Here is a 25,407-nt window from a genome sequence, read left to right as displayed (position 1 = left end):
TGGCCGCATGGTTGACCATCGCCCGACGTCGCGCCGCCACCCGGATCAGGTGGTGGGTGGGTGCAAGCAGCTGATTCAGGCAAGAATGCCCATGGCTTTGGCGCTGTTGATGGCCTGGGTACGGCGACACGCACCGAGCTTGACGTTGATGTTCTTGGCATGGCTTTTCACCGTGTTCTCCGAAATGAACAGGCGATGGCCGACTTCACGCACCGACATGCCCTCTGCCAGCAACTTGAGCACCGACACTTCCCGAGGGGTCAGGTCATCCTGGTAATCCGCTACGCCAGCGGCCTGGGCCGGTGGTGCAGCGTCAGCGGCCTTGGCCTGCGCGAGGGTCAGGTTGCGCGCTTGCTGCGCAGCGATCGGCTCCTGGTAGCAGGCAGTGTCGATTTTTGCCCACTGCATGCGGCGTTCGCCGTCGTACAGCAGCAGCTGCGCCTTGTCGGCCTCGCCCTTGCGTACAGCACACTCGGACAACAGCACGTAGGCCGCCAGCACAAACGGTGCGCACACGTCGCGCACCTGCAACAGGCCGCTCTGCAAGACCTGCTCGGCCTCATCGTCGCGCCCCTGCAGCAGCAACAGTTCGCCGTGCAAAAACAGCAAACGGCCCAGCAAGGGATTGGGTTGGGTGTTGGCACCGCTGAGGTACGCACACTCGTTACGCAATACCGCCTGTGCCAGACCCAGCCGGCCCTGAAGCAGCAGCAAACGCACCCGGTCGGTGTTCACCAGCACCTCGGCGTCGCGACTGCCCTGGCGCCGGGCAAGCTCCAGCGACTGTTCCAGCAGCCGGTGGGCCTCCTGCAGTTCGCCGCGTTGCATGGCGATGCGCGCCAGGGTGCAATGGCACAACAGCACCGACAGCCAGTCCTGAGCGGTGAGTGCCGGCAGTGCTTCGAGGCAATGCTTGCGCGCCGGGTCAAGGTGGCCGCGGATCGCCTGGAGGGTGCCATACAGCGCCTGCCAGTTCGCCAGCAGGCGCCGGTTGCGCTGCGGCTCGGGCAGTGGCAAAAACTGCCCGAGCCGTTGCAGGCATTCCTCGGCTTCGTCCAGCCGACCACTGAACACCAGGGCCTTGGCACACAGGTAGATCAGCCGCGCGCTGCTCTGCAGCAACTGCGGCTCGATGCGCTCACGCCAGTCCATGAACCGGCCCAGGTGCCGCTCGGCCAAAATCCAGCTCAGCCACAAGCGCTCCATGTAGCTGGCCGCCACTTCCGGCCGATCGGCGCTGAGTGCCTGCTCGACGGCATCATCGACCTGCCCCAGTACATTGAGCCGCTGACAGGCACGCAAGCGCAGCCGTTGCAACGGCGCGCCACTGAGGTGCGGTTGCAGTGCCTGCGCCACCGCCGGCAACAAGCGAAACCAGCCCGGCTGACTATCGATGGGGAACAAAAAGGCCTGGGCTGCCACCAGGTCGCCAAACACCTGCGCGCCTTGCTGCCCTTCCCAGAGTTGTTCGCAAAGTTCGGCGCTGGCCTTGGACAAGTGGGCCAAACCGAAAAGCATTTCCCGTTGTTCATCGCCCAGGCGCTGGAGCAACTCACGCTCAAGGTAGGCTCCAAGTAATGATGCGGGCAGCAAGCGAACGCCGGCACACCACCCGCCGGTCTGGTGCCAGAGGTTTTCCCGCCACGCCGTGTCGGATTCAGGCGCGATCAGTGCAACCAGGGCATCGAACTCATCAGGGCGCAGTGCCAGTTGCCGGGCGTCCAGCTCCAGCAGTTCGCCCGTGAGCATCAGCTGCGGCAGGTTCCAGTCGGGGCGCTGGCGACAGCTGACCAATAGCTGCAGGTGCGGGTTGTGCAGGCACAAGAGTTGGTCGAACCAGCGATTGAGGTCTGCAGGCATGACGCCTGGCAGGTCGTCGAAGACCAGACGAAGGCTGATGTGATCGTCGTCTGTGGCCTGAACTGACCGGCCCGTGGAAGCCAGATACACCAACAGGGCTTCAGGTGATGTCTCAGCAGCCAGCCCCAACTCACCGGCCAGCCTCCTGATCAACCCCGGCAAACCCGGCGCCTGCCCTTCCAGGCCCAGCCAGACCACCCTGGCGGTTGATGGCAGCGCCTGCACATGGCGGCGCAGCAACACTGTCTTTCCGTAACCTGCAGGCGCACAGAGCAGTTGCAGGCGGCGCTGGTCGCGCCTGAGTAAGTCGCACAAATGCGGCCGTGGTACAAACATGGCGCACCTCGCTGATAGGGTGAGGTGACCATCATTGGCTTCGCCAGTGTGTTACGCGCCACCCACATCAGGTGGTCGCCCGTTGAACCCACGACGCCCTGCCAACAGGGCGTTGTGGGTAAGACCAACGGTCAGCGGATACCGGCGTTGCGCAGTGCCGACGGGGTGAAGTCGGTCATCTTCGCGCTCATGCCGTAGGTGGTGGCATGCCGGGACTGGTTGGTCATCGCCAGGACGTTGTAACGACCGGCCATCAGGTCATAGATCCCGAGCATGGCGAAGTTGGGCGCGCCGCGTTCGTAGTCGTTGATCGCATAACCTTCCGCCACCCGCCACAGCTGGCCACGGCCGTCGTAGTGGTCGACCTCGGCCAGCTGCCAGGTGTCTTCGTCGAAGTACATGTCGCGCTTGGCGTAGATATGACGCTGCCCCGGCTTCAATGTCGCCTCGACGTGCCACACCCGGTGCAGCTCATAGCGGGTCAGGTCCTGGTTGATGTGCCCCGGTTTGATGATCTGGTCGTACTTGAGCGCTGGCGACTGCAGCTTGTAGTTGTTGTACGGGATGTACAGCTCCTTTTTGCCGACCAGTTTCCAGTCATAGCGATCCGGTGCGCCGTTCATCATGTCGGTGTTGTCGGCGGTGCGCATGCCGTCCGAGCCGCTGCCCGGGCCGTCATAGGCCACCTGCGGTGCCCGGCGTACCCGGCGTTGGCCGGCGTTGTAGACCCACGCCAGGCGCGGCTCCTTCACCTGGTCGATGGTTTCGTGAATGAGGATCACGCTGCCGGCCATGCGCGACGGTGCGGTAATTTCCTGCTTGTAGTAGTACAGGACGTTGTCGCCCTGCCCGCCTTCGACCCCTTCCATCAATTGCGGAAAGGCCAGCTTGTCCACGTATTCGACAATGGAGTACGAACCGTTGGTTTGCGGGGCCGCCTGGGCCGCCTGGCGTTCCATGTTGCCACCGCGGTAACGGTTGGTATGGTTCCAGTAGACCTCGACACCGCTTTTCGGAATCGGGAACGGGTAATAACGGGTTTGCGAGAAGTTCAGCAGACCGTTGCCGTCCGGCGTCAGCTCGGTGGTTACCGCACTTTTTTTCGCGATGTCATAGATGTTCTGTGGCACGGCTGCGGTGCGTTGAGTTTTGTACACCGGAATCCTGTAGCTGTCCGGGTAGCGCTTGAACATTGCCAGTTGCCCCGGTGTCAGGTTGTCCTTGTACTGTTCGGCATTGGCCGCAGTGATGATCATTTGCGGTTTGTCTGCGGCAAACGGATCCCCGAGAAAGCCGTTGTCGAGCGGCGCCGCACCGGGTTTCAAGCCCCCGGTCCAGGGCGGAATGCTGCCACTGGCGTTGCCCTCTTTCTGGGCCCCCAACGGCGTCAGTGTGGTGCCCAGCTGGGCCGCCTCCTGGGGCGATACCGCCGCCATGACAGCGCTGGACAGCAGCGACAGGCTCAGTACGCCGGCGCTAAAGATCGTACGTGCATTGATAGTGAAATGAGTCATTTCCAGGTACCTCTGGGGGCAGAGTTGCATCAGAAATTCACGCCGAAGCTCAGCGCAACGAAGTCACGGTCGACGTTGGTGTTGAAATCGCCATCGAAGTAGTTGGTGTAACTGAGGCTGGCGGTGTAGGTGTTCAGGTAGTCGGCATCGACGCCGACGCTGACTGCCTTGGAGCCTTCATCGAAGTTGGGGCCATAGCCTTGAACGTCATGGGACCAGGCCAGGTTGGGCGACAGGTTGATGCCGGCGACCACGTTCTGGTAATCGAGCTTGCCGCGCAGGCGGTAGCCCCAGCTGTTGCTGGTGTAGAAGCCGTCGTCGTTGCATTCCTGCGCCGGGTTGCTCGCCGTTGGCGTGCCCGCCGCTGTGCCACGGCAGGTTGCTGCCCCGGCTGCGCCCTGCAGTTCGCCGGAACCGAAGGCCGGGCTGCGCCCGAAGCGCAGGTCGGAACCATCGGCCTTGCCCAGGCCATTGATGTGGTTGTAGCCAACCTCGCCCACCAGGGTCAGACGACTGGCGCCCAACACCTGGTCGAAGAACTGCGTCGCCGTCACCTGTGCCTGGGTAACCGGCATGCGCTTGTAGCCATTGACCCCGGCACCCAGCGTGCGGCCGGCAAAGCCGCTGGTGATCAGTGGCGAGGTGGCACCAAAGGTGGCTGCCGACAGCAGGTCTGCGGTGTTCAGTTGCAAGGGCATGTTCGGCCGATAACTGACTTCGCCGCCCAGTGCCACGCCAGACACGTTGGTCTGGAAGCTCAGGCCGTAAAGGCGGATGTCTTCCGGGTAGTCGATGAAGTAGCGCACGCTGCGGGCCGAAGTCACGCCACCTGCCGCACTGGTCATCTGGTTGATGCTCAGGTACGGGTTGCGGCTGTGATAGTTCATCGCATAGGCGCCGAACTCGGTGTCGTTCGCCTCCGGAACATACCAGCGCAGGGCCACGCCATACTGGCCGCTGTCGCGGGCATCGTTGTCTTTCAGGCGTGGAATGTATGCATTGTCGGTGCCCGCAGCGACGGCGGCCGCTCCACCGGTGTTGCGCGCCACACCAGGCGGCAGGTCCAGCCCGGCGACTACCAGGCGGTCGTTGCAGCCTTGCGGCACGCCATCACTGCCGAAGAAGGTGCCGCAGTTGTCGACCACCGACTTGTCCCACTCCAGCTGGTAAAACGCTTCGGCGGTGATGTTGTCGGCCAGGCCCTGGGACACATAGAGCAGGTTGACCGGAATCAGCCCTTCTTTGACTTCGGCGCCGGGGCGACGCAAGGCGGCCACGTCAATCGGGTTGATGCTGTTGATCGAGTTACCGATAAAGGTGCTCTCGCCCCAGCTCACCACCTGCTTGCCCAGGCGCACGTTACCAACCTGATCGCCAAGGGTGTAGTTGTGGTAGATGAAGCTGTCGAGGAACATCGCCCCGGATGATTTGGCAGCGCGGTCACGCCCCGCATCATCGATGTCGTAGAACGGCCGGCTTTCGTCCATCAGTTCAAAGTCGTACCAGTACTTGCCCCGCACGAAGACACCACTGTCGGCGTACTTCAACTCAAGGTCATGCACACCTTTGAAGATCTTCGAAAAGGTCTCGCCCTTTTTGAAGTTCAAGCGGTTGTCGTCGGTGGTGCGCGAAGCGGACTCGCCACCGCTGACGCCCTGGGAATTGAAGTTGGAGATGAACTGTTTGTCGGGATCGGCGGTCGACCAGCTGGCCCCGATTGACAGCGATGAATCGAACGACCCCTGAATCTCGCCAATAGCAAAATCGACTGCGTGCGCCTGGTGGCTCGCACAAGAGGCAACCATCACGGCTACGGCCAGCAGGCTGGGCTGAAAGACGCCGCGCATTGTTGTTTTTGTCATGCGGTTTCCCCGGTAAAAAATGACGTGGTGAGCGCTCATGCTAGCGAGGCTGCGGTGAGGTCCTCACACCCGAACGGGTGATTTGGATGAAGTGTTTTTCGTCTGCTTTTCGGGCGCGTAACAACCCGCTGCGCCGGGCGCGTGGCGGGCGTTACGCGCGGTGACACTCAACCGGTAAAAGTCGCCGGGCGCTTCTCGATGAACGCTGCCACCGCCTCGCGGTGATCTGCAGTCTGGTGCGACAGCACCTGAAAGGTCGCGGACATTTCCAGCAGTGTGTCGAGCCGGGTGTGCAAGGCTTCGCGCAACAGGCGCTTGGCCAGGCGCACCGCATGGGGCGGGTTTTCGGCAATGGCTGCAGCGATCTCGCGAGCGCTGTCGAGCAACTGCTCGGGCGGCACCACGCGCGACACCAGGTTCCATTGCTCAGCCTGGCGGGCATCGATCATCCGCCCGGTCAGGGTCAACTCGGTGGCCCTGGACAAACCGATAATGCGCGGCAACAGCCATGCGCCGCCGTCACCCGGGATAATCCCCAGCTTGACGAAGCTTTCGGCAAAACGGGCGTTTTCAGAGGCCACACGGATATCGCACATGCAGGCCAGATCAAGGCCGGCGCCAATGGCTGCGCCATTCACCGCGGCGATCACCGGCACTTCCAGGTTGAACAGCGCCAACGGCAGGCGCTGGATGCCGGTGCGATACTCCTGACGCAGCGCCATCCCCGACAATTGCCCGTAGCGCTCCATGTCGCGCACGTTGCCGCCTGAGCAAAACGCACTGCCGGCACCGGTAATGATTACCGCGCGAACGCTGCTGTCGCGCTCGATCCGCTCGATGGCCTCTAGAAACTCGGGTACGGCACTGTTGCCGGTCAATGGATTGCGCCGCTCCGGGTCATTCATCGTCAGGGTAACGACATGACCCGCTTGCTCGTACTTCAGAAAATTGCTCACGGATGCATCCTCAGGCGATGGTCGATTCGGTGATTTGGCGCACGAACTCACTGGCTGTCACGTTTGGTTGGGCCAGCAATGCCTGCCCTACCTGGCCGTTCCACCTGGTTTCCGACCCTTCGCTGACACGCCATTCGTGCAAGCGTCGGGTGTACAGCTGCAGGTCCAGTTCCTCGGTCACGCCGATAGCGCCAAACAGGGCATGGGCCGTGGCAGTCACCTGGGGCACGGCCATGCGGGTGCGCGCCTTGGCAATGGCTGCCGGGATCAGCGTCGGAACCGCTTGATCGCTGGCAAAGGCAAGTTCGGCCGCCATGCGTGAAGCCGCCACCTGTTCGGCCATCACGCTGAGCTGATGCTGAACGGCCTGGAACTTGCCAATGGCTTTGCCGAACTGGATCCGGTCGTTGCAATAGGCGAGCGTCATGTCCAGTACCCGCTCCATGGCACCGGCCATGCTCGCTGCGTGAATTGCCGCGGCGAACAGGCGCACCGCTTCGCCGTTGCTGCCCAGCGGCGTACCGACAGCGTCCTTGGGCCAATACAGCGTGGCGCACTGGCTGGCATGGACACCCACAGGCTCGCGCCGGGCCAGGCTGCAATCGAGCAGCAACAGGTCGCCGCCGCGGTTTACCAAGGCATGCCCGGCGAGCATGCCGTAGGCCAATCGCGGCACGCACACGCCACCCTCGGCATCGCTGTGACTGCTGCCGGCCAGGGTCAGCATGCCGGCCGGTGGCTGCTGCGCGCAGCCCTGCATCAACGCCCGTGCGGCGATGCTCTGGGCCGCAGGCACCGGCAATGCGTGGCGACCGAAGGCAAGCAACACGGGGAACAACGCAGCCAGCGATAACCCTGCACCGTCTTGCGACTCCGGCGTCAACAACTGAAGGAAACCGCCGTCCTCCAGGGCGCGCCACAGCGCCATTGCGCCGTCGCCGTTTTCCACCGCACGGACGCGTGTCGGCGTACATAGATCAGCAAGAATTTTTTCAATCGCTTCAGTGAACATGACGATCTTTCCTCTTCGATATCAGCGCAGGCCAAGGCCACGGGCGATCATGCCGCGCAAGATTTCCCGGGTGCCGCCACGCAACGAGAAGGTCGGCGCAACCTGGTTCAGGTAGGCGACGGTGCGGTACAGCTCGTCGTCAGTCGGTGCATCCGGCGTGGCGCTGATCGCCGCAGCAATCGCCGCCGGGATCGACTGCTCGAACTCGGTGCCGATGTCCTTGACCAGAGCCGCCTCCACCACCGGGCTTTCACACCGGGCCAGCAATGCCGTCAGCGCTACCGACAGGCTGCGCAAACTCGCCAGCTGGGTAAGGAAGCTGCCCAGCAAGGCGGTCTCGGCGGCACTGGCGCCGTGGCGGCGCAAGGTGTCGGCCCACAGGTCGAGCAGTACCACGCTGGAATAGAAGCGCTCCGGGCCGCTGCGCTCGAAAGCCAGTTCGGCGTTGACCTGCTTCCAGCCACTGCCCTCCTCGCCCACCAGCGCCTCGTGTGGTAGCAGTACGTCGTCAAAGGCCACTTCGGAGAAATGCGCATCGCCGGCAAGGTCAAGGATCGGCCGCACACTGATACCCGGCTGCTTGAGGTCGATGATGAACTGCGACAGCCCGTGGTGACGGTCCTCGGGGCCGCCGCTGGTGCGCACCAGGGCGATCATGTAGTCGGCATGGTGGGCATTGGTGGTCCAGATCTTGCGCCCGTTCAGGCGCCAACCGCCGTCGCAGGGCGTGGCGCGGCTACGCACGCTGGCAAGGTCGGAGCCGGCATTGGGCTCGCTCATGCCAATGCAGAAAAACGCTTGGCCGGCGCAGATGCGCGGCAAGTAGAAATCTTTCTGCGCCTCACTGCCGAACTTGAGGATCAGCGGCCCGCTCTGGCGGTCGGCGATCCAGTGTGCTGCGACCGGAGCGCCGGCAGCCAGCAGTTCTTCGACCAGCACGAAGCGGCTGAACGCATCCAGCCCCGCGCCGCCATAGGCGTCGGGCAGGGTCAAGCCCACCCAGCCGCGCTGTGCCAGTTTGCGACTGAAGGCTGCGTCGAACCCGGTCCAGCTGCGTGCCCGCACATCGGCCGGCACGGTAGGCAGGTGGCCGCGCAGAAAGTCTTTCACTTCAGCGCGAAAGGCTTCGGCATGGGCGGGTAACGCGGTCAGGCGGAAGGCATCGAGCAGGCTGCTCACAGGTCACCTCCGTTGACTTTGCCATACAGCGTTACCACACAGGCGCCACCCAGCCCGAGGTTGTGCGCCATCGCCAGGCGCGCACCGTCAACCTGGCGCCGGTCGGCGTTGCCACGCAGTTGCTGGGTAAGTTCATAGCACTGCGCAAGCCCGGTGGCGCCCAGTGGGTGGCCCTTGGAAAGCAGGCCACCGGAAGGGTTGATGACGATCTGCCCGCCGTAGGTGTTGTCGCCGTCCATCACGAACTTCTCTGCGCCACCCTCGGGGCAAAATCCCAGTGACTCGTAGCAAATCACTTCGTTCTGGGCGAAGCAGTCGTGCAGTTCGCAGACATCGATGTCCTGCGGGCCGACACCGGCCTTCTGATACACCTGTTCGACCGCCGCACGGGTCATGTGGGTGCCGACCCAGTCGAGCATCGACGGCTTTTCGAAATTGAAGGACTCAGGCGTATCGGTGGTCATTGCCTGGGCGACGATTTGCACGTCACGGCGCAGCCCATGCTTTTTCGCAAAGCGCTCCGACACCAGGATCGCGGCCGCGCCGCCACAGGTTGGCGGGCACGCCATCAAACGGGTCATCACCCCCGGCCACAGCACCGGGTCGGCCATCACCTCCTCGGTGCTCAAGACCTTGCGAAACAGGGCCAGCGGGTTGTTCGCGGCATGGCGGCTGGCCTTGGCACGCACGGCAGCGAAGGTCTCCATACGCGTACCGTACTTGTGCATGTACTCGCGCCCGGCACCGCCGAAGGTGCGCAAGGCCTGCGCCATGTCGGTGCCGACATCGGCGGTCAACCCGCGCAGGATCGGCAGGAAGCGTTCGCGGGTCGGCGGCCGGTCGTCCCAGTGGGACTTCAGCGCCCCGGCCTGCATCTGCTCGAAACCCACCGCCAGCACACAATCGGCCGAGCCGGATTCGATCGCCTTGCGCGCCAGGTACAACGCCGTGGAGCCGGTGGAACAGTTGTTGTTGACGTTGACCACCGGAATGCCGGTCATGCCGACTTCGTAGAGCACGGTCTGGCCGCAGGTGGAATCGCCATAGACGTAACCGGCGTATGCCTCCTGGACCAGGGTGTAATCGATACCCGCATCGGCCAGGGCACGCCGTACGGCTTCGGCCCCCATCTGCACGTAGGTCGGGCTGGCGCTCGGCTTGCTGAACGGGATCATGCCAACGCCGGCCACCTGTACTTTTTCGCTCATGCTGTCACCTGAAAATGAGGGGGAAGGATCACAACTGGCGCGCGATCAGCTCGCGCAGCACTTCGCTGGTACCGCCGAAAATGCGGGTCACGCGCATGTCGACAAAGGCGCGGGCAATCGGATACTCGAGCATGTAGCCGTAGCCGCCGTGCAGCTGGACCATGTCGTCGATGCACTTGCACAGGGTTTCGGTGGCCAGCAGCTTGGCGATTGCCGACTCCTGCACAGTAAGGCGCCGACGCATGTGCTCGCTGATGTAATGGTCGATGGTCAGGCGCACGGCGGTGGCCTGGGCCTTGATGTCGGCGAGCTTGAATTTGGTGTTCTGGAAGTCCCACACCGTCTGGTTGAAGGCCTTGCGGTCCTTGACGTACTCGATGGTCTGCTCCAGCAGGCGTTCAAGCTTCGCGGCGCTGTACAGCGCAATCACCAGACGCTCCTGTGGCAGTTCCTCCATCAGGTGCATAAAGCCCTTGTTTTCTTCACCGAGCAGGTTGCCTACCGGTACCCGTACGTTGTCGAAGAACAGTTCGGCGGTGTCGGCGGCCGCCTGGCCGACCTTCTCCAGCTTGTTGCCCCGGCGGAAGCCTTCGCGGTCGCACTCGACCATGATCAGGCTGCAGCCTTTGGCACCGGCGCTCGGGTCGGTCTTGCACACCACCACGACCATGTCGCAGGTCAGGCCGTTGCTGATGAAGGTCTTGCTGCCGTTGATGACCCACTCGTCACCGTCGCGCACTGCCGTGGTACGGATCGCCTTGAGGTCGGATCCGGTGCCCGGCTCGGTCATGGCCACCGCCAGCACGGTTTCACCGCTGCAGATTTTCGGCAGCCATTGCTGTTTCTGCGCTTCGGTGCCCAGGCGCACGATGTACGGCGCGACGATGTCCGAATGCACACCCAGGCTCCAGCCCGAGACACCGGCGCGGTACAGTTCTTCGATCAGCACTGCCGAGTGACCGAAGTCGCCACCACCGCCGCCGTATTCGACCGGCACGGTCAGGCACAACAGGTTATGGCGGCCGGCCTTGAGCCAGGTTTCCCGGTCGACCTGCCCGTCTTCGTCCCACTGTGCCTGTTTGGGCAGGCACTCGCGCTCGAAGAAGCGGCGCGCGGTTTCGCGCAGCATTTCATGGTCTTCACGGTAAACGGTACGGTTGATGTGCATCGGACTCTCCAGTGGCTGGCCAGGCGGCTGTCCGCCTGGTACGTGAGTCCAATGTATTGAGGGGGGGTGGGTCTTGAAGCCACCCGGATCGGGTAGCGATACCGGGTGGCGGGCAGCGGCTACAGCGTGGGTTTACGCAGCTCGCGCTTGAGTACCTTGCCGGCGGCGGAAAGCGGTAGCTGGTCGCGAAACGCTATGCTCTTGGGGCATTTGTAGCCGGCGATGTAAGCGCGGCAATGGGCCTTCAATTGCTCAGCGTCAGTTTCAGCATCCGGTTTGAGGACCACCACCGCATGCACGGCTTCGCCCCATTGCGCATGGGGGACACCGATGACAGCGCAGTGCGCCACCGCCGGGTGGTGCGCAAGGACGTTTTCCACCTCGGCGCAATACACGTTCTCGCCGCCGCTGACGATCATGTCCTTGAGGCGGTCGACAATGAACAGGTACCCCTGCTCGTCCATGTACGCCGCATCACCGGTGTACAGCCAGCCGTTGCGCAAGGCGCGGGCGGTTTCTTCGGGCCGGTTCCAGTAGCCGAGCATGATGTTCGGCCCGCGCACAATGATTTCGCCCACCGTGCCACGCGGCACCTCGTGGCCGTGAGGGTCGACGATCTTCACATTCACGCCCAGCCCGCCGCGTCCGACCGAACGCGACAAGCCGCGCTTGCGCGCTTGCGGCGTATGGTTCCAGGGCAGATTGCTCGAGACCACCGGGCAGGCTTCGGTCAGGCCGTAGGAATGCGACAGCTCGATGTCGGGAAAGCGTGCCAGCACCTGCTCGACCATCTCGCCGGCACTGGGTGAGGCACCGTAGGTCAGGCGTTTGAGGCTGCCGAGATCGTAGCGGTCAATGTCCGGATGGGCCAACAGTGCAAGGATCATGGTCGGCACCAACAGTGTCTCGGTGATGCGCTCGTGCTCGATCACCTGCAGCACCTGCCCGGCATCGAAACCCGACACCAGCACATGGCTTTCGCCCGCCAGAAACTGAATCAGCGCGCGGGCCATGCCGGCAACATGGAACAGCGGCGCCACGTGCAGCAGCCGTCCTCCGCGTATCGGCGGCATATCGACCATGCGTGGCATGCACGCCGACCACAGGTTCAAGTGCGATTGCATCACCCCTTTGGGCGAACCGGTGGTACCGCCGGTGTACATGATGCAGGCCAGGTCGTCACCACCGCGGCCGGCATCCTCAACTGCCGTCGCCTGCTCTATCAACTGCTCGAAACCGAGCATGCCCGCCGGTACCTCGTCGTCCCCCGCGTAGATGAACAGCGGCGCCTGACGGGCGCTCTGGCGGATGGCCTCGGCCATCGGCGCAAAGTGTGCGTCGACGATGAGGATGCCGGTGGCGCAATCGTCCAGCGAATAGACGATTTCCGCCACGCTCCAGCGGATGTTGACCGGGTTGAGTACCCCGCCGCCCCCCCACCCCCCCATGATGTACTCAAGGTAACGATCGGAATTGAACGCAAGCATGCCGACCCGGTCACCCGCCGCCATGCCCAGGTGCTGCAATGCACCGGCCAGGCGCGCCACGCGCTGGCCAAACTGGCGGTAGGTCTGCCGGCGCCCGGCAAACACCGTCGCGGTATGCTCCGGGTCCTGCTGCAGCATGCGCTGCAGGCATTGGGTCATGTACATGGGCTCAGCTCACCCCACGGTCCTTGCCGACCCAGTAAGGCTCGCGCAAATCTCGCTTGAGCACTTTGCCGGCACCCGACAGCGGCAAGGCCGCGCGAAACTCGACTGACTTCGGCGTCTTGTAACCGGCAATCTGCTGGCGGCAGTGTTCGATGATCTCGGCGCCCACCGCCTGCCGATCAGCCTTGAGGACAATCACCGCGTGCACCGCTTCGCCCCATTGCTGGCAGGGAATGCCGATCACCGCACAGGCAGCCACGGCTGGATGACTGGCAATGGCACTTTCGACTTCGCCGGAGTACACGTTTTCACCCCCGCTGACGATCATGTCCTTGAAGCGGTCGACGATGTACAGGTAACCGTCCTCGTCCATGTAGGCACCGTCCCCGGTGTGCATCCAGCCGCCACGCAGCACCTGGGCGGTTTCCTCGGGCTTGTTCCAGTAACCGAGCATGATGTTCGGGCCGCGCACCACCACCTCTCCGACCGTGCCCCGGGGCACTTCGTTGTCATGTTCGTCGACGATGCGCACCATCACCCCCAGCCCCGGGCGCCCGGCAGAACGCAGGCGGCCATTGGCGATGCCTTCAGGGCCATGGTTCTCCGGGCCGTTTGCGCTGATGGGCGGCGCCGCTTCGGTCATCCCGTAACCCTGGGTGAACCTCACGTTCGGCAAGGCCTTGAGGGCAAGTTCCAGCAGCGGCACGGCGATCGGCGAAGCGCCGTAGGTCAGGTCACGCAGGCAGCTGAGGTCGTAGCGGGCAAAGTCCGGGTGCATGATCAACGCCTGGATCATGGTCGGTACGATGAGAATGTCGGTAATGCGCTCGCGCTCGATGGTTTGCATCACGTCCAGCGGTTCGAACGCCGGCACAAAGACGGCGGGCAGCCCCAGCAACGAGATCAGGATCACCCGTGACAACGCCGCAAGGTGGAACATCGGCGCAATGTGCAGGGTCAAGGCATCGGCCGGCACCGGCACGTCGGCAGCCCGCGCCACAGCCGCCGACCACAGGTTCATGTGCGACTGCATCACGCCTTTGGGCCGCCCCGTGGTGCCGCCGGTGTACATGATGCTGGCAAGGTCGTCGCCACCGCGAAAGGCATCGCCGACCGGTGCCGTGTCGCGTATCAGCTGTTCGTACGAAAGCATGCCCTCAGGCGCAGGGCCGTCGCCGACATGAATCAGCAGCGGCCGCACCTTGGCACTGCCCGCAATGGCTTCAGCCATCGGCAGGAAACTGTCGTCGATCATCAGGATGCGGGTGTCGCAGTCGTCCAGCGAATAGACGATTTCTGCCACGCTCCAGCGAATGTTGACCGGGTTGACCACGCCGCCGCCCCACCAGGTGGCCAGGTAGTATTCAAGAAAACGGTCGGAGTTCAGTGCGAGCAGGCCGACCCGGTCGCCGCTGTGCATACCCAGCTGCTGCAGCGCACCTGCCAGGCGCGCCACCCGCTCGGCCAGCTGGGCGTAGGTGTGGCGTCGGCCGCGAAACACCGTTGCCAGGGAATGAGGGCGTTGCTGCAGCACATGGTGCAGGCCTTGAGTAAGGTACATGGAGTTCTCCTGAAAATTATTGTTGTCGGGCAAGGAAGAACACAACGGTGGGGCGCGCTATCAGGCACCGGTGTATTTGGGCGGGCGTTGCTCGGCAAGCGCTACGCGCCCTTCGGCAAGGTCGTTGCTGTCTCGCAGCAACCCCCAGTAAAGATGGGCCTGGGCGACGAACTCCCGGGCAGACAAGTGGGCCGTCTGCACCGCCAGGCGCTTGATCGATTGCACCGCCAACGGGCCGTTGGCGGCAATGCGCTCAGCCAGTTCCAGGGCGCTCGGCAGCAGTTGCTCACGGGTTACCAGGTCGCTGACCAGGCCAATGCGCAAGGCGTGCCCGGCGTCGATCGGCTCGCCGCTGAGGGCCATTTTCATCGCATGGGCCGCTGGCACCGCGCGCAGCAGGTATTGCACGCCACCGGCGGCCGGAATGCTTGCGTCTTGCACTTCCGGCAAGCCGAAGGTGGCGCTGGCCGTTGCGATGCGCACATCGCACTGCAGCGCCAGCTCCAGTCCGCCACCCAGGCAGGCACCATTGACCGCGGCAATCACCGGCTTCCAGATGTCCAGGTCGCTGAAGTCGAACAATCGGGCATAACCGCCCTCCTCAGCTTCGGTTTCGCGGCTTTTCATCGCGCCGGCGACGTAGCCTTGCGCCGCCAGCAGCGGTTCACGGTGAGCGGCACCGCAGCAGAACGCGCGTTCTCCGGCACCGGTGAGCACAATGATGCGTACCTGCTCGTCATCCTGGCAGGCCACCAGGGTCTTGCGCAGGTGCATCAGGTCGCTGACGGTGAGCGCGTTGTTCAACGGCTGCGCATCGAGCGTGATCAGCGCCACGTGGTTGATGATTTTGAACTGAATGGCCATGGCCTAACTCCTGCGCTGCGGGACTTCCAGAGGGTGTTCACGGCTACGCCATCAGGCTTTGAAACCCAGGCCTGACGCCTGCAGCCGCTCGATAGCAACACTGTCGAAGCCCCAGTCGCGCAATGCCGCATGACCCAGCTCGCCGCGTTGCGGGGCGGGTCGCGGCTGCGCCGAAGGGGTGCCAAGAAAACGCGGGGCCGGAACCGGCTGTACCACGCCATCGACCTCGATGAAGCTGCCGCGGGCCCGGCTCTGGGGATGATCGGCAGCTTCGGCAAGGCCGAGCACCGGCACGACGCAGGCATCGCTGCCGGCAAAGGCCTCGGCCCACTGCGCGCGGGTACGGGCAAGAAAGGCAGCGGTGAACGCCTCGCGCAAACGCGGCCAGCCGCGGCGGTCGTGCTGACTTGGCTGGTCGGCGTCCGCCAGCCCGAGTATCTCCAGCATCTGCACTTAAACCCGCGACTCTATCGGCCCGATCGACATGTACAGGCCATCCTCGGTTTCATAGGTGTCGTACCACGGTGCGCCGCCATCAAGCAGATTACTGCCGCGCTGTTCCTGCCAGTGACCGCCGGCCAGCAGGCCCCAGATCGCCGAGCCCAACTGTGCCGCGCCTTCGGTCATGGCCGCATCGACGACCTGTCCGGCGCCGCCACGCTGCACATTCAACAGCGCCGCCAGCACGCCCATGGCCAGCAGCATGCCGCCCCCGCCGTAATCGCCCACCAGATTCAGCGGCGGCACCGGACGGCCACCGGCCGGACCGATGGCCGACAGCACACCGGACAGGGCGATATAGTTCAGGTCATGGCCGGCACGCTCGGCCATCGGCCCGGTCTGGCCCCAACCGGTCATGCGTGCATACACCAGCCGCGGATTGCGCGCCAGGGCTACCTCGGGGCCAAGCCCCAGGCGTTCCAGGGTGCCCGGACGAAAGCCTTCGATGAGCACGTCGGCACGCTCGATCAGTTCCAGCGCCGCCGCGACACTTTGCGCGGACTTGAGGTCCAGCGTCAGCGAGCGGCGGTTGCGCCCGGTCACGTCGACACGCTTGCCTTCCAGCTTCGGACCCAGGTCGCTCGGTGCCTGCGGCCGGTCGATACGCACCACGTCGGCGCCCATGTCGGCCAGCAACATCGTGCCAAAAGGCGCCGGGCCGATTGCCGCGAACTCCACCACTCGAATGCCGCTCAATACACCCATTACCGCCGCTCCATTGATCTGACGGAGCGCCAGGCAGCACCCCTATTGTTGTGCCGTCCAGTTAATCAACCCCGACGCCGGCGTCGACCACCCGCATCGGGTGGCGAATGCCGAACACAGGGTTCTGTCTTGCCGACGGTGGGTTACACTCGTCTGGGTTCAGTGCACCTTCAAAATAAAAAAGATTCGGACAGCCCCATGGACAAACCCCGTAAGCCCACAGCCTCGGACACGCCCACACGCCCGGTCCTGAATCCGGCCCAGTCGCCGATCGTCAGCAGCAAACTGATCCCGCCGCGCAGTACCGGGCGCCTGATTTCCCGTGAACGCCTGCAGGAACAGATGCTCAAGGCACGCCGCCAGCGCTGTATCGTGCTCAAGGGGCCGGCAGGCTGCGGCAAAACCTCGACGCTGATTGCCTGGCGTCAGGCGCTGATGCCGCTGGGCTTTGATGTGGCCTGGCTGACGCTGTCTGCCGACGACAACGAGCTGACGCGCTTTATCGACTACCTGCTGGCCAGCCTCGGTCAGATCGACCCTGGCCTGGTCCACGAAGCCACCCAGCTTGAAGGTCGCGGCACAGACAGCGAGGCCGTCGAGCGCACCGTTATCACCCTGGTGCGCAGCATTGCCAGCCGTGGCCGGGAACTGGTGCTGGTGCTTGACGACCTCCATCACCTGACCGACGTCGGCATTCACCAGGCCTTGCAATGGCTGCTTGATTACGCGCCGGCCAACCTGCACCTGGCCCTGGTGTCTCGCAGCGCCGTGCCGCTGTCGTTGGCACGCCTGCGCAGTCAGGAACAGGTGCTGGAGCTGAACCTGCGCGACCTGCGCTTTACGCCCGCCGAGTCCGAGCAGTTTCTCAACGCCCAGCTGGGCCAGATCGACGCCCGCGACGCCAGGCAAATGCATGAGCTGACCGATGGCTGGGTGGCCGGCCTGCAACTGCTGGCTGTCAGCCGCAAGAAGAACCGCCCCGCCGCCGTCAGCCAGGCGCAGGTGCGCGACGACAAGGCGTTTGCCGACTTCTTTGAAGTCGAGGTGTTATCGCATCTGTCACCGACCGACCTCGACCTGATGCTGCTCATGGCGGTATGCAACCGCTTCTGTGCCTCGTTGTGCGCGGCCCTGAGCGGCAACCCGCAGGCCGTCCACGACGCCAATGCGCTGCTTGCCCACCTTGAACGCGACAACCTGTTCCTGATTCCGGTAGACAGCCCCGAGCGCGAGACCTGGTACCGCCTGCACCCACTGTTGCGGGAAACCCTGCTCAAGTATTTCGATTCGCGCAGCCAGGCCGAACAACAGGCCGTGCACGCTCGTGCCTGGGCCTGGTTTGGTCAGCACCAGCACCTGGATGAAGCAGTGCATCACGCGGTCATGTCCGGCGACCCCGACGCTGCCGCCGACCTTGTGGAGCAGCACACCGAATCGCTCTATGCCCATGGCGATTTGCGCATGCTCATCGAGCTGGTTCGCCTGTTGCCGGTCGAGCAAGTGCAGGCACGGGTAAAACTGCGCATCCTCAAGGCCCGGATGCAGCTCTATGCCCGGGATTTCACGGGCTGTATCCAGAGCCTCGATCAGCTGTTCAAGGACGTGCCCGAAAGCGATGTCCATGATCGTTTCATGATCGCCTTGCTGCGCGCCTCACTTGCCCTGCAGCGCGATGACACCGACGCGGCGATGACCGTGCTGCCACAGTTGCTCAACCCTCCCTCTGGCAGCAACGCCGTGGCGCTGGGTTCCTGTGCCAACATCCTCTCCTGGCTGTACATGCACCGGGGCGAATACGAACAGGCGCGTCAGGTGCAACTTGAGCGTCCGATGTTGCTGATCAATGGCGAGCCCCTGCTGGGCACCACCGCTGGTAGCCTTCAGGGCCGCTGCATGCTCGGCTTGAGCCACGCCCTGGAAGGCCAGATGAAGCTGGCGGAGCGGGTTTACCGGGATGTCATGCACGAAGCCACGCAGTGCGGCAAAGCCGGTGCCGACGCGACATACCTTTCTGCGGCGCTGCTGGGTGAAGTGCTCTACGAAACCAACGACGTCGATGGCGCGTTCAAACTGCTGTCGGGCTGGGTCGATATTCTTGAGCGGATCTCCATTCCCGACTCGGTGTTGCGCGTGATGCAGGTGTTGTGGCACGTGCAGTGGCTGGCGGGCAACCATCAAGAAGCCCTGGCCTATGTCGAACGCCTCGATGAGTACGCGATCAAGCTGGGGCTTGAGCGCCTGCAGGCCTACAGCCTGACCTGGCAGATCCGCTGGCTGATCATGCTCGGTCAGCCTGCGCAGGCACACGCCAAACTGCTGCGTCTGGAGGCCATCGACGCCCGCCACCCGGATGTCGGGCACACCGCGCTCAAGGAAATTCGCATCCTCACCGAAAATGCGCGGGCGCGCTGGCAGCTGCACGAAGGTGATCTGGATGGCGCGCTGGCGCGCATAGAACACTTGATTGAACTCTGCGAAGTGCACCGCCGCCAGCTCGGTACCGTGCGCCTGCTGGTGCTCAGCGGGGTGATCGAGGCCCAGCGGGGTAACGCCGAGGCAGCGCGAGACAAGGTGCTCGAAGCCTTGCGCCGCGGGCAACGCTTCGGTTTGCTGCGCAGCCTGCTTGATGCCCACCCCAAGGCCTTGGCGCTGATCAGCGAGATTGCCAGCCAGGAGGCACTCGACCCGGTGCTGGCGTTCTATGTCGAGCGGCTGCAGGAAGCCCAGGTGAAAACGCCAGCCGTTCCGACAACAAAAGCTGCCCCGGCAACGCCGAGCAAGCCGCTGGCCAGCGGCATGGAGCCATTGAGCGAGCGTGAAATCGAAGTGGTTCGGCTGCTTGCCCAGGCCCTGCCCAACAAGAAGATCGCCCGCGCGCTGGGGCTGTCGCCGGAAACCGTGAAATGGCATTTGAGCCATATTTACAGCAAGCTCGGCGTCAGCAGCCGCGATGAAGCCGTAGCGCGTGTGCGCGATCTGGAATCGCAAAGCGGTTCAGGGTCCGTTTAGGCGAATTTACCACCGCTTTGCGCTCGATCGCAGGCTTGCCCAGCTCCCACAAGGGCTGCGAAGACCGCTCAATTCCCTGCCCCGCCACCCACCTCGGGTGGCGTTCGTCCTGTGTACCCCAGCCTATCGTAACCCTCAGTTCAACGGCGCAACTCGCGCCTGGCCGCACAGCCGGCCCGTGATCACTGAGGAGTCTTGCGTGCATATCGCCCGAACCGTTTTCCGCGACGACCATGAGATGTTCCGCACCACTGCACGCCGCTTTTTCGAGCGCGAATGCCTGCCGCGCCAGGCCGCCTGGAACAAAGCCGGCCAGGTCGACCGCGAAACCTGGCTCAAAGCCGGGCGTGAAGGCTTGCTGGGCATCACCCTGCCGACCGAATACGGTGGTGGCGGCGGCGATTTCGGCCACTGTGCAGTGTTCAACGAGGAGTTTGCCCGGGCCGGTGTCAGTGGCGCCTACTTCGGCATGCACTCCGATGTGATTGCCCCGTACATCAACCGCTGCGGCAACGAAGCACAGAAGCAGAAGTGGTTGCCGGGCATCTGCTCCGGCGAAATCATCCTTGCCATCGCCATGACCGAACCCGGTACCGGCAGCGACCTGAAAGCCGTGCGCACCACCGCCGTGCGCGACGGCGACGAGTATGTGATCAACGGCAGCAAGACCTTCATCAGCAACGGCCTGACCGCTGACCTGGTGATCGTCGTGTGCAAGACCGATCCGGCAGCCGGTGCCAAGGGCATCAGCCTGATCGCCGTGGAAGCCAGCCGTGCCGGCTTCAAGCGCGGGCGCAAACTGGAGAAGGTCGGCCAGCACGCGGCCGATACCGCCGAGCTGTTCTTCGACAACGTCCGCGTACCGCTGGCCAACCGTCTCGGGGAAGAAGGCCAGGGCTTCACTTACCTGATGGGCGAACTGCCGCAAGAGCGATTCTCCATCGCCATCTCCGCCGCCGCCAAGCTTGAGCGTTTGCTGGAACAGACCCTCGATTACGTGAAGGAGCGCAAGGCCTTCAACCAGACCGTGTGGGACTTCCAGAACAGCAAATTCAAGCTTGCCGACATCAAGGCCCAGGCCTGCGCGCTGCGGGTGATGGTCGATTACTACCTGGGCGAACACATGCGCCGGCGCCTGACCCTTGAAGAAGCCGCAATCGCCAAGCTGCACACCACCGAAACCCTGTGGAAGTGCCTCGACGACATGGTCCAGTTGCACGGCGGCTACGGCTACATGCTCGAGTACCCGATTGCCCGCGCCTTCGTCGACATGCGCGTCAACCGTATCTACGGCGGCACCAGTGAAGTCATGCGCGAATTGATCGCGCGCAAGCTCTGAACCCTCACAACAACAAGGAAAACTACGATGAGCCAAAACGTGTTTGTGGCCGGCGTCGGCATGATCCAGTTCAAGAAACCGGGGACCAACGAGCCGTACGACGTCATGGGCGAGCAGGCGATCCGCCAGGCCCTGGCTGACTGCGGCCTGGATTTCAAAGACATCCAGCAGGCCTATGCCGGTTACGTCTACGGCGACTCCACCTGCGGCCAGAAGGCCCTGTACCGCGTGGGCATGACCGGCATACCGCTGGTCAACGTCAACAACAACTGCGCCACCGGCTCATCGGCACTGTTCCTGGCGCGCCAGGCCGTGGCCAGCGGTGCGGTGGACTGCGCCCTGGCGTTCGGTTTCGAGCAAATGAACCCTGGCGCCTTGAAGTCGGCCTGGAGCGACCGCGCCCCGGCTACCGAGCGTGCGCTGAAGCTGACCAACGAACTGGTGGGCATGCCTGACCTGCCGACCGCCATTCGCCAGTTTGCAGGTGCCGGCTATGCGCACATGCAAAAGTACGGCACCCGCCTCGACACCTTCGCCAAGATCCGCGCCAAAGCCAGCCGCCACGCGGCCAACAACCCGCTGGCGGTGTTTCGCAACGTAGTCAGCACTGAAGAAGTACTGGCCGCGCCGATGCTCTGGGAAGGCGTGCTGACCCGCCTGATGGCCTGTCCGCCTACGTGCGGTGCTGCCGCAGCCATTGTGGTCTCCGAAGCCTTCGCAAAAAAACACGGCCTGCGCACCGATGTCTTGATTGCAGGCCAGGCGCTGACCACCGACCTGCCCAGCACCTACGACGCCAAGGACATGATCCGCGTGGTCGGCTTCGACATGACGCGCATGGCCGCCGACATCGCCTATAACCAGGCCGGCATCGGCCCCAAAGACATCGATGTCATCGAATTGCACGACTGCTTCGCCCAGAACGAACTGCTGACCTACGAAGGCCTGGGCCTGTGCGCCGAAGGTGTTGGCGAACGACTGGTCTGCGACGGCGACAACACCTATGGCGGCGAATGGGTCACCAACCCGTCCGGCGGCCTGCTCTCCAAGGGCCATCCGCTGGGCGCCACCGGCCTTGCCCAGTGCTTTGAGCTGACCCACCAGTTGCGCGGCAGCGCCGAGCAACGCCAGGTGCACAACGCGCGCATCGCCGTGCAGCACAACCTCGGCCTGGGCGGCGCCTGCGTGGTGACCGTGTACCAGAAGAACTGACGCGCCAGGCCAGTAAAGGAGCCATCCAGATGATCGACAAGAAACACATCGGCAGGCAATTGCCTACCTTCCTCGCCACCGCCGAAGCCGGGCAGTTGCGCTTCTTCGCCAAGGCCACCGGGGAAACCAATCCTATTTACTTCGATGAACAAGCAGCGCGCGACGCCGGGTATCCGAGCCTGCCACTGCCACCGACTTTCCTGTTCTCGCTGGAATTCCAGATTCCGTCCAACGCCTGGCGCGATGAGCTGGGCATCGTCACCGCGCGCATTCTCCACGGCGAAGAGTCGTTCCGCTACCACCGCATGGCCTACGCCGGTGACACGCTGCGCTTCGATGTACGCATCGCCGACATCTACGACAAAAAAGGCGGCGCACTGGAATTCGTGGTCCGTGAAACCCGCGTCACCAACCAGCACGGTGAACACGTCGCGGACCTGCGCAGCGTGCTTGTGCAGCGCAACGGCTAAGACGGAGAAACCTGATGAACGCTACCTGCCTCGAAGCAATCAAGGTCGGCGAGAGCTTGCCGCCCCTCGCCCTGCCGGCGATCAACCGTACCACCCTGGCGTTGTTCGCCGGCGCCTCGGGCGATCACAACGCCATACATATCGATACCGATTACGCACGCAAGGCCGGCATGCCCGACGTGTTCGCCCACGGCATGCTGTCGATGGCCTACCTCGGCCGCCTGCTCACGCAATGGGTCGACCAGCGCCAGTTGCGCGAGTTCGGCGTGCGTTTTCTCGGCATTACCCACCTGGGCCACCAGATCACCTGCACTGGCGTCGTGGTCGAGCGCTTTGAAGCGCAAGGCGAGCAACGCATCAAGGTTGAAGTGCGCACCACCAATCAATACGGCGAGACCAAGATCGTTGGCGACGCCGTGATCGCTCTGTAAACAAAACCAATCATTGAGGAGCAACACCCCATGGCAAAACTCGACGGCAAAGTCGCACTGGTCACCGGTTCCGGTCGCGGCATCGGCCAGCAGATCGCCCTGAAACTGGCGAGCGAAGGCGCACGTATCGTGATCAACGACCTGGATGCCGACCCTGCGCACGAAACCGCAGAACTGATCCGCAAGCTCGGTGGCGAAGCCGCTGTGTGCCACGGCAACGTCAGCGCCCCGGACTTTGGCGAGCGCTACATCAAGACCGCCATGGATCATTTCGGTGCCATCGACATCATCGTCAACAACGCCGGCTACACCTGGGACGACGTGATCCAGAAAATGAGCGACGAGCAGTGGTACGCGATCCTCGACTGCCACATGACCGCACCGTTTCGCATCCTGCGCGCCGCCTACCCGATCATCAAGGCCCAGGCCCAGGCTGAAGCGGCGCAGGAGCGCGAGGTGTTCCGCAAAGTCGTGAACATTTCTTCGGTGTCCGCCCTTAACGGCAATGCCGGGCAAATGAACTACTCCTCGGCCAAGGCCGGGGTGATCGGCATGACCCGTGCGCTGGCCCGCGAATGGGGCCGTTTCAAGGTCAACGTCAACGCGGTGGCTTTCGGCTTCATTGAAACCCGCATGACCTGCGCCGACGCCCACGCCGGTGCGACAGTGAACATTGAAGGGCGTGACATCCGCGTCGGCATCAGCCCGGAAGCGGCCAAATCGTTCGCCCAACGCAACCCGTTGGGCCGTCCGGGCACCGCGCAGGAAGCGGCCGATGCGGTGTACCTGTTCTGCTCGCCCGAGTCCAACTACATCACCGCGCAAACCATTGCCGTCGCCGGCAACCTGCAATAAGCCGGGCGGCAAGCGTCGCGCCACCTGATCCGGGTGGCGCGATCCTGCTGACCACGCCTGAACATGGATGCTGATCGCTCACCGCGACGCCCAACAACAAGGAGCCCGTCAAATGGCGCGTATAACCCAGTGGCTACCGGATCTCGCGTTGATCGCGGCTTCGGTCATGGCAATTTCGGCCAGTGCTGCCGCCGCGGAAAAACCCAACATCCTGGTGATCTTCGGCGACGACATCGGCCAGACCAACATCAGTGCCTACAGCCATGGGGTGGTAGGCTACAAGACCCCCAGCATCGACCGCATCGCCAACGAAGGCATGCTGTTCACCGACTACTACGCGGAAAACAGCTGCACTGCCGGGCGTTCTTCGTTCATCACCGGCCAGTCGCCATTGCGCACCGGCCTGACCAAGGTTGGTGTACCGGGCGCGCCGATCGGCATCCAGAAACGCGACATCACCATTGCCCAGGCCCTCAAGTCCCAGGGCTATGCCACCGGCCAGTTCGGCAAGAACCACCTGGGCGACAAGGATGAATTCCTGCCGACCAACCATGGCTTCGACGAGTTCTTCGGCAACCTCTACCACCTCAATGCCGAAGAAGAACCCGAGCGCGCCTATTGGCCCAAGGATGACCCGGACTTCGTCAAGTCCAGAACGCCACGCGGCGTGATCCACAGCTATGCCGACGGCAAGATCGAAGACACCGGTGCGCTGACCGCCCGGCGCATGGAAACCATCGACGACGAGACCACCGCAGCCGCGCAAGCCTTCATCGAGAAGCAGGCCAAGGCCGACAAACCCTTCTTCGTCTGGATGAACACCACGCGCATGCACCTGTTCACCCATGTGCGCGAATCGATGAAGGGCCAGAGCGGCATGCCCGGCAACGACTACGCCGACGGCATGCTCGAGCATGACGGCGACGTCGGCAAACTGCTGAAAACCCTCGATGACCTGAAAATCGCCGACAACACCATCGTCGTCTACACCACCGACAACGGCCCGAACCAGTTCTCCTGGCCAGATGCAGCGACCACCCCGTTTCGCAACGAAAAGAACTCCAACTGGGAAGGCGCCTACCGGGTACCGGCCATCGTTCGTTGGCCGGGCAAGATCAAGGCCGGTGAAGTTTCCAACGAGATGTTCTCGGGCATGGACTGGTTCCCGACCCTGCTGGCGGCGGCCGGTGACACCAGCGTGAAGGAAAAGCTGCTCCAGGGCTGGTCACCGACGGGCGACGGCACACGCTTCAAGGTGCACCTGGACGGCTACAACCAGCTGCCCTACCTGACCGGTAAACAGGCAAAAGGCGAGCGTCGCGAGTTCTACTATTTCAACGACGACGGCATGCTGGTTTCCATGCGCTATGACAACTGGAAGGTAGTATTCGCCGAGCAACGCGAACCCGGCGGCTTTGCCGTGTGGAGCAGCCCGTTCGTGCCGTTGCGCGTGCCCAAGCTGTTCAACATGCGCATGGACCCGTACGAGCGCGCAGACGTCGTGTCTGACCAGTATTACGACTGGACCGTGAAGAACTCCTACCTGCTGGCCGCAGGGGTGGCAAAAGCAGCGAGGTTCCTGCAAACCTTCATCGCCTACCCGCCGAGCCAGAAGCCTGCCAGCTTCAGCATCGACCAGATCCGGGCAGCGGTGGATGCGAAAATCGAAGAAAACAGCAAGGCCCAGGCCAAGCCGTGAGCGATGCCGCCGCC

Annotated in this window: 18 protein-coding genes and 1 pseudogene; 7 read left to right on the top strand and 12 right to left on the bottom strand. The window is 63.5% G+C overall.

Annotated elements, in window-relative coordinates; all coding sequences use genetic code 11:
* Positions 1–75: 75 nt before the first annotated feature.
* The 12 genes and pseudogenes from I5S59_RS21595 to I5S59_RS21540 form a co-directional block, all read right to left on the bottom strand.
* A complete protein-coding gene (locus I5S59_RS21595) occupies positions 76–2,196 on the bottom strand; it encodes a helix-turn-helix transcriptional regulator (protein ID WP_197878398.1) in 2,121 nt (706 codons plus the stop codon).
* A gap of 131 nt (positions 2,197–2,327) precedes the next feature.
* Positions 2,328–3,695 carry a DUF1329 domain-containing protein gene (locus tag I5S59_RS21590; protein WP_420066464.1) on the bottom strand — a complete coding sequence of 456 codons (1,368 nt, stop codon included), beginning with the start codon at positions 3,693–3,695 and terminating at the stop codon, positions 2,328–2,330.
* Positions 3,696–3,739: 44 nt separating this feature from the next.
* The gene (locus I5S59_RS21585; protein WP_197878396.1) at positions 3,740–5,572 is read right to left on the bottom strand and encodes a DUF1302 domain-containing protein; all 1,833 of its coding nucleotides are present in this window, start codon (positions 5,570–5,572) and stop codon (positions 3,740–3,742) included.
* A 167-nt stretch (positions 5,573–5,739) separates the two neighbouring features.
* Positions 5,740–6,528: a crotonase/enoyl-CoA hydratase family protein gene (locus I5S59_RS21580; RefSeq protein ID WP_197878395.1), complete on the bottom strand. Its 789-nt coding sequence runs from the start codon at positions 6,526–6,528 to the stop codon at positions 5,740–5,742.
* 10 nt (positions 6,529–6,538) lie between these two features.
* The gene (locus tag I5S59_RS21575; protein WP_197878394.1) at positions 6,539–7,540 is read right to left on the bottom strand and encodes an acyl-CoA dehydrogenase family protein; all 1,002 of its coding nucleotides are present in this window, start codon (positions 7,538–7,540) and stop codon (positions 6,539–6,541) included.
* A 21-nt stretch (positions 7,541–7,561) separates the two neighbouring features.
* Entirely contained in the window at positions 7,562–8,719 is a 1,158-nt protein-coding gene (locus tag I5S59_RS21570) for an acyl-CoA dehydrogenase family protein (protein WP_197878393.1), read from the bottom strand.
* Complete coding sequence (locus I5S59_RS21565) at positions 8,716–9,927, bottom strand: lipid-transfer protein (RefSeq protein WP_197878392.1); 1,212 nt, start codon at positions 9,925–9,927, stop codon at positions 8,716–8,718. Before I5S59_RS21565 ends, I5S59_RS21570 begins: the two co-directional genes overlap by 4 nt.
* 28 nt (positions 9,928–9,955) lie before the next feature.
* A complete protein-coding gene (locus I5S59_RS21560) occupies positions 9,956–11,095 on the bottom strand; it encodes an acyl-CoA dehydrogenase family protein (RefSeq protein ID WP_128326581.1) in 1,140 nt (379 codons plus the stop codon).
* 119 nt (positions 11,096–11,214) lie between these two features.
* The gene (locus I5S59_RS21555) at positions 11,215–12,747 is read right to left on the bottom strand and encodes an acyl-CoA synthetase (RefSeq protein ID WP_197878391.1); all 1,533 of its coding nucleotides are present in this window, start codon (positions 12,745–12,747) and stop codon (positions 11,215–11,217) included.
* 4 nt (positions 12,748–12,751) lie between these two features.
* Positions 12,752–14,308 carry an acyl-CoA synthetase gene (locus I5S59_RS21550; protein ID WP_197878390.1) on the bottom strand — a complete coding sequence of 519 codons (1,557 nt, stop codon included), beginning with the start codon at positions 14,306–14,308 and terminating at the stop codon, positions 12,752–12,754.
* Between the two features lie 60 nt (positions 14,309–14,368).
* Entirely contained in the window at positions 14,369–15,172 is an 804-nt protein-coding gene (locus I5S59_RS21545) for an enoyl-CoA hydratase/isomerase family protein (RefSeq protein ID WP_197878389.1), read from the bottom strand.
* 51 nt (positions 15,173–15,223) lie between these two features.
* Positions 15,224–16,378, bottom strand: a pseudogene (locus I5S59_RS21540) (CaiB/BaiF CoA transferase family protein).
* Between the two features lie 198 nt (positions 16,379–16,576).
* On the opposite strand from I5S59_RS21540, the gene I5S59_RS21535 reads away from it, so the two are divergent.
* The 7 genes from I5S59_RS21535 (at position 16,577) to I5S59_RS21505 (ending at position 25,393) form a co-directional block, all read left to right on the top strand.
* A complete protein-coding gene (locus I5S59_RS21535; protein ID WP_197878388.1) occupies positions 16,577–19,387 on the top strand; it encodes a LuxR C-terminal-related transcriptional regulator in 2,811 nt (936 codons plus the stop codon).
* 238 nt (positions 19,388–19,625) lie between these two features.
* Positions 19,626–20,726 (top strand): acyl-CoA dehydrogenase family protein, encoded by a 1,101-nt coding sequence (locus I5S59_RS21530; RefSeq protein ID WP_232239904.1) that lies wholly within the window; start codon positions 19,626–19,628, stop codon positions 20,724–20,726.
* 27 nt (positions 20,727–20,753) lie between these two features.
* Complete coding sequence (locus I5S59_RS21525) at positions 20,754–21,938, top strand: lipid-transfer protein (protein WP_197878386.1); 1,185 nt, start codon at positions 20,754–20,756, stop codon at positions 21,936–21,938.
* Positions 21,939–21,967: 29 nt separating this feature from the next.
* A complete protein-coding gene (locus I5S59_RS21520; RefSeq protein WP_197878385.1) occupies positions 21,968–22,408 on the top strand; it encodes a MaoC family dehydratase N-terminal domain-containing protein in 441 nt (146 codons plus the stop codon).
* A 14-nt stretch (positions 22,409–22,422) separates the two neighbouring features.
* Positions 22,423–22,839, top strand: coding sequence for a MaoC family dehydratase (locus I5S59_RS21515; protein ID WP_197878384.1), 417 nt, complete (start codon positions 22,423–22,425; stop codon positions 22,837–22,839).
* Positions 22,840–22,869: 30 nt separating this feature from the next.
* Positions 22,870–23,694, top strand: coding sequence for an SDR family NAD(P)-dependent oxidoreductase (locus I5S59_RS21510; RefSeq protein ID WP_197878383.1), 825 nt, complete (start codon positions 22,870–22,872; stop codon positions 23,692–23,694).
* A 112-nt stretch (positions 23,695–23,806) separates the two neighbouring features.
* The gene (locus I5S59_RS21505; RefSeq protein WP_197878382.1) at positions 23,807–25,393 is read left to right on the top strand and encodes an arylsulfatase; all 1,587 of its coding nucleotides are present in this window, start codon (positions 23,807–23,809) and stop codon (positions 25,391–25,393) included.
* Positions 25,394–25,407 lie beyond the last annotated feature (14 nt).

The organism is Pseudomonas alkylphenolica, assembly GCF_016009175.1.
GTDB classification, from domain to species: domain Bacteria; phylum Pseudomonadota; class Gammaproteobacteria; order Pseudomonadales; family Pseudomonadaceae; genus Aquipseudomonas; species Aquipseudomonas alkylphenolica_B.
The sequence above is the reverse complement of the archived record's forward strand: the minus strand, read 5'-3'. Positions and strand labels throughout refer to the sequence as shown.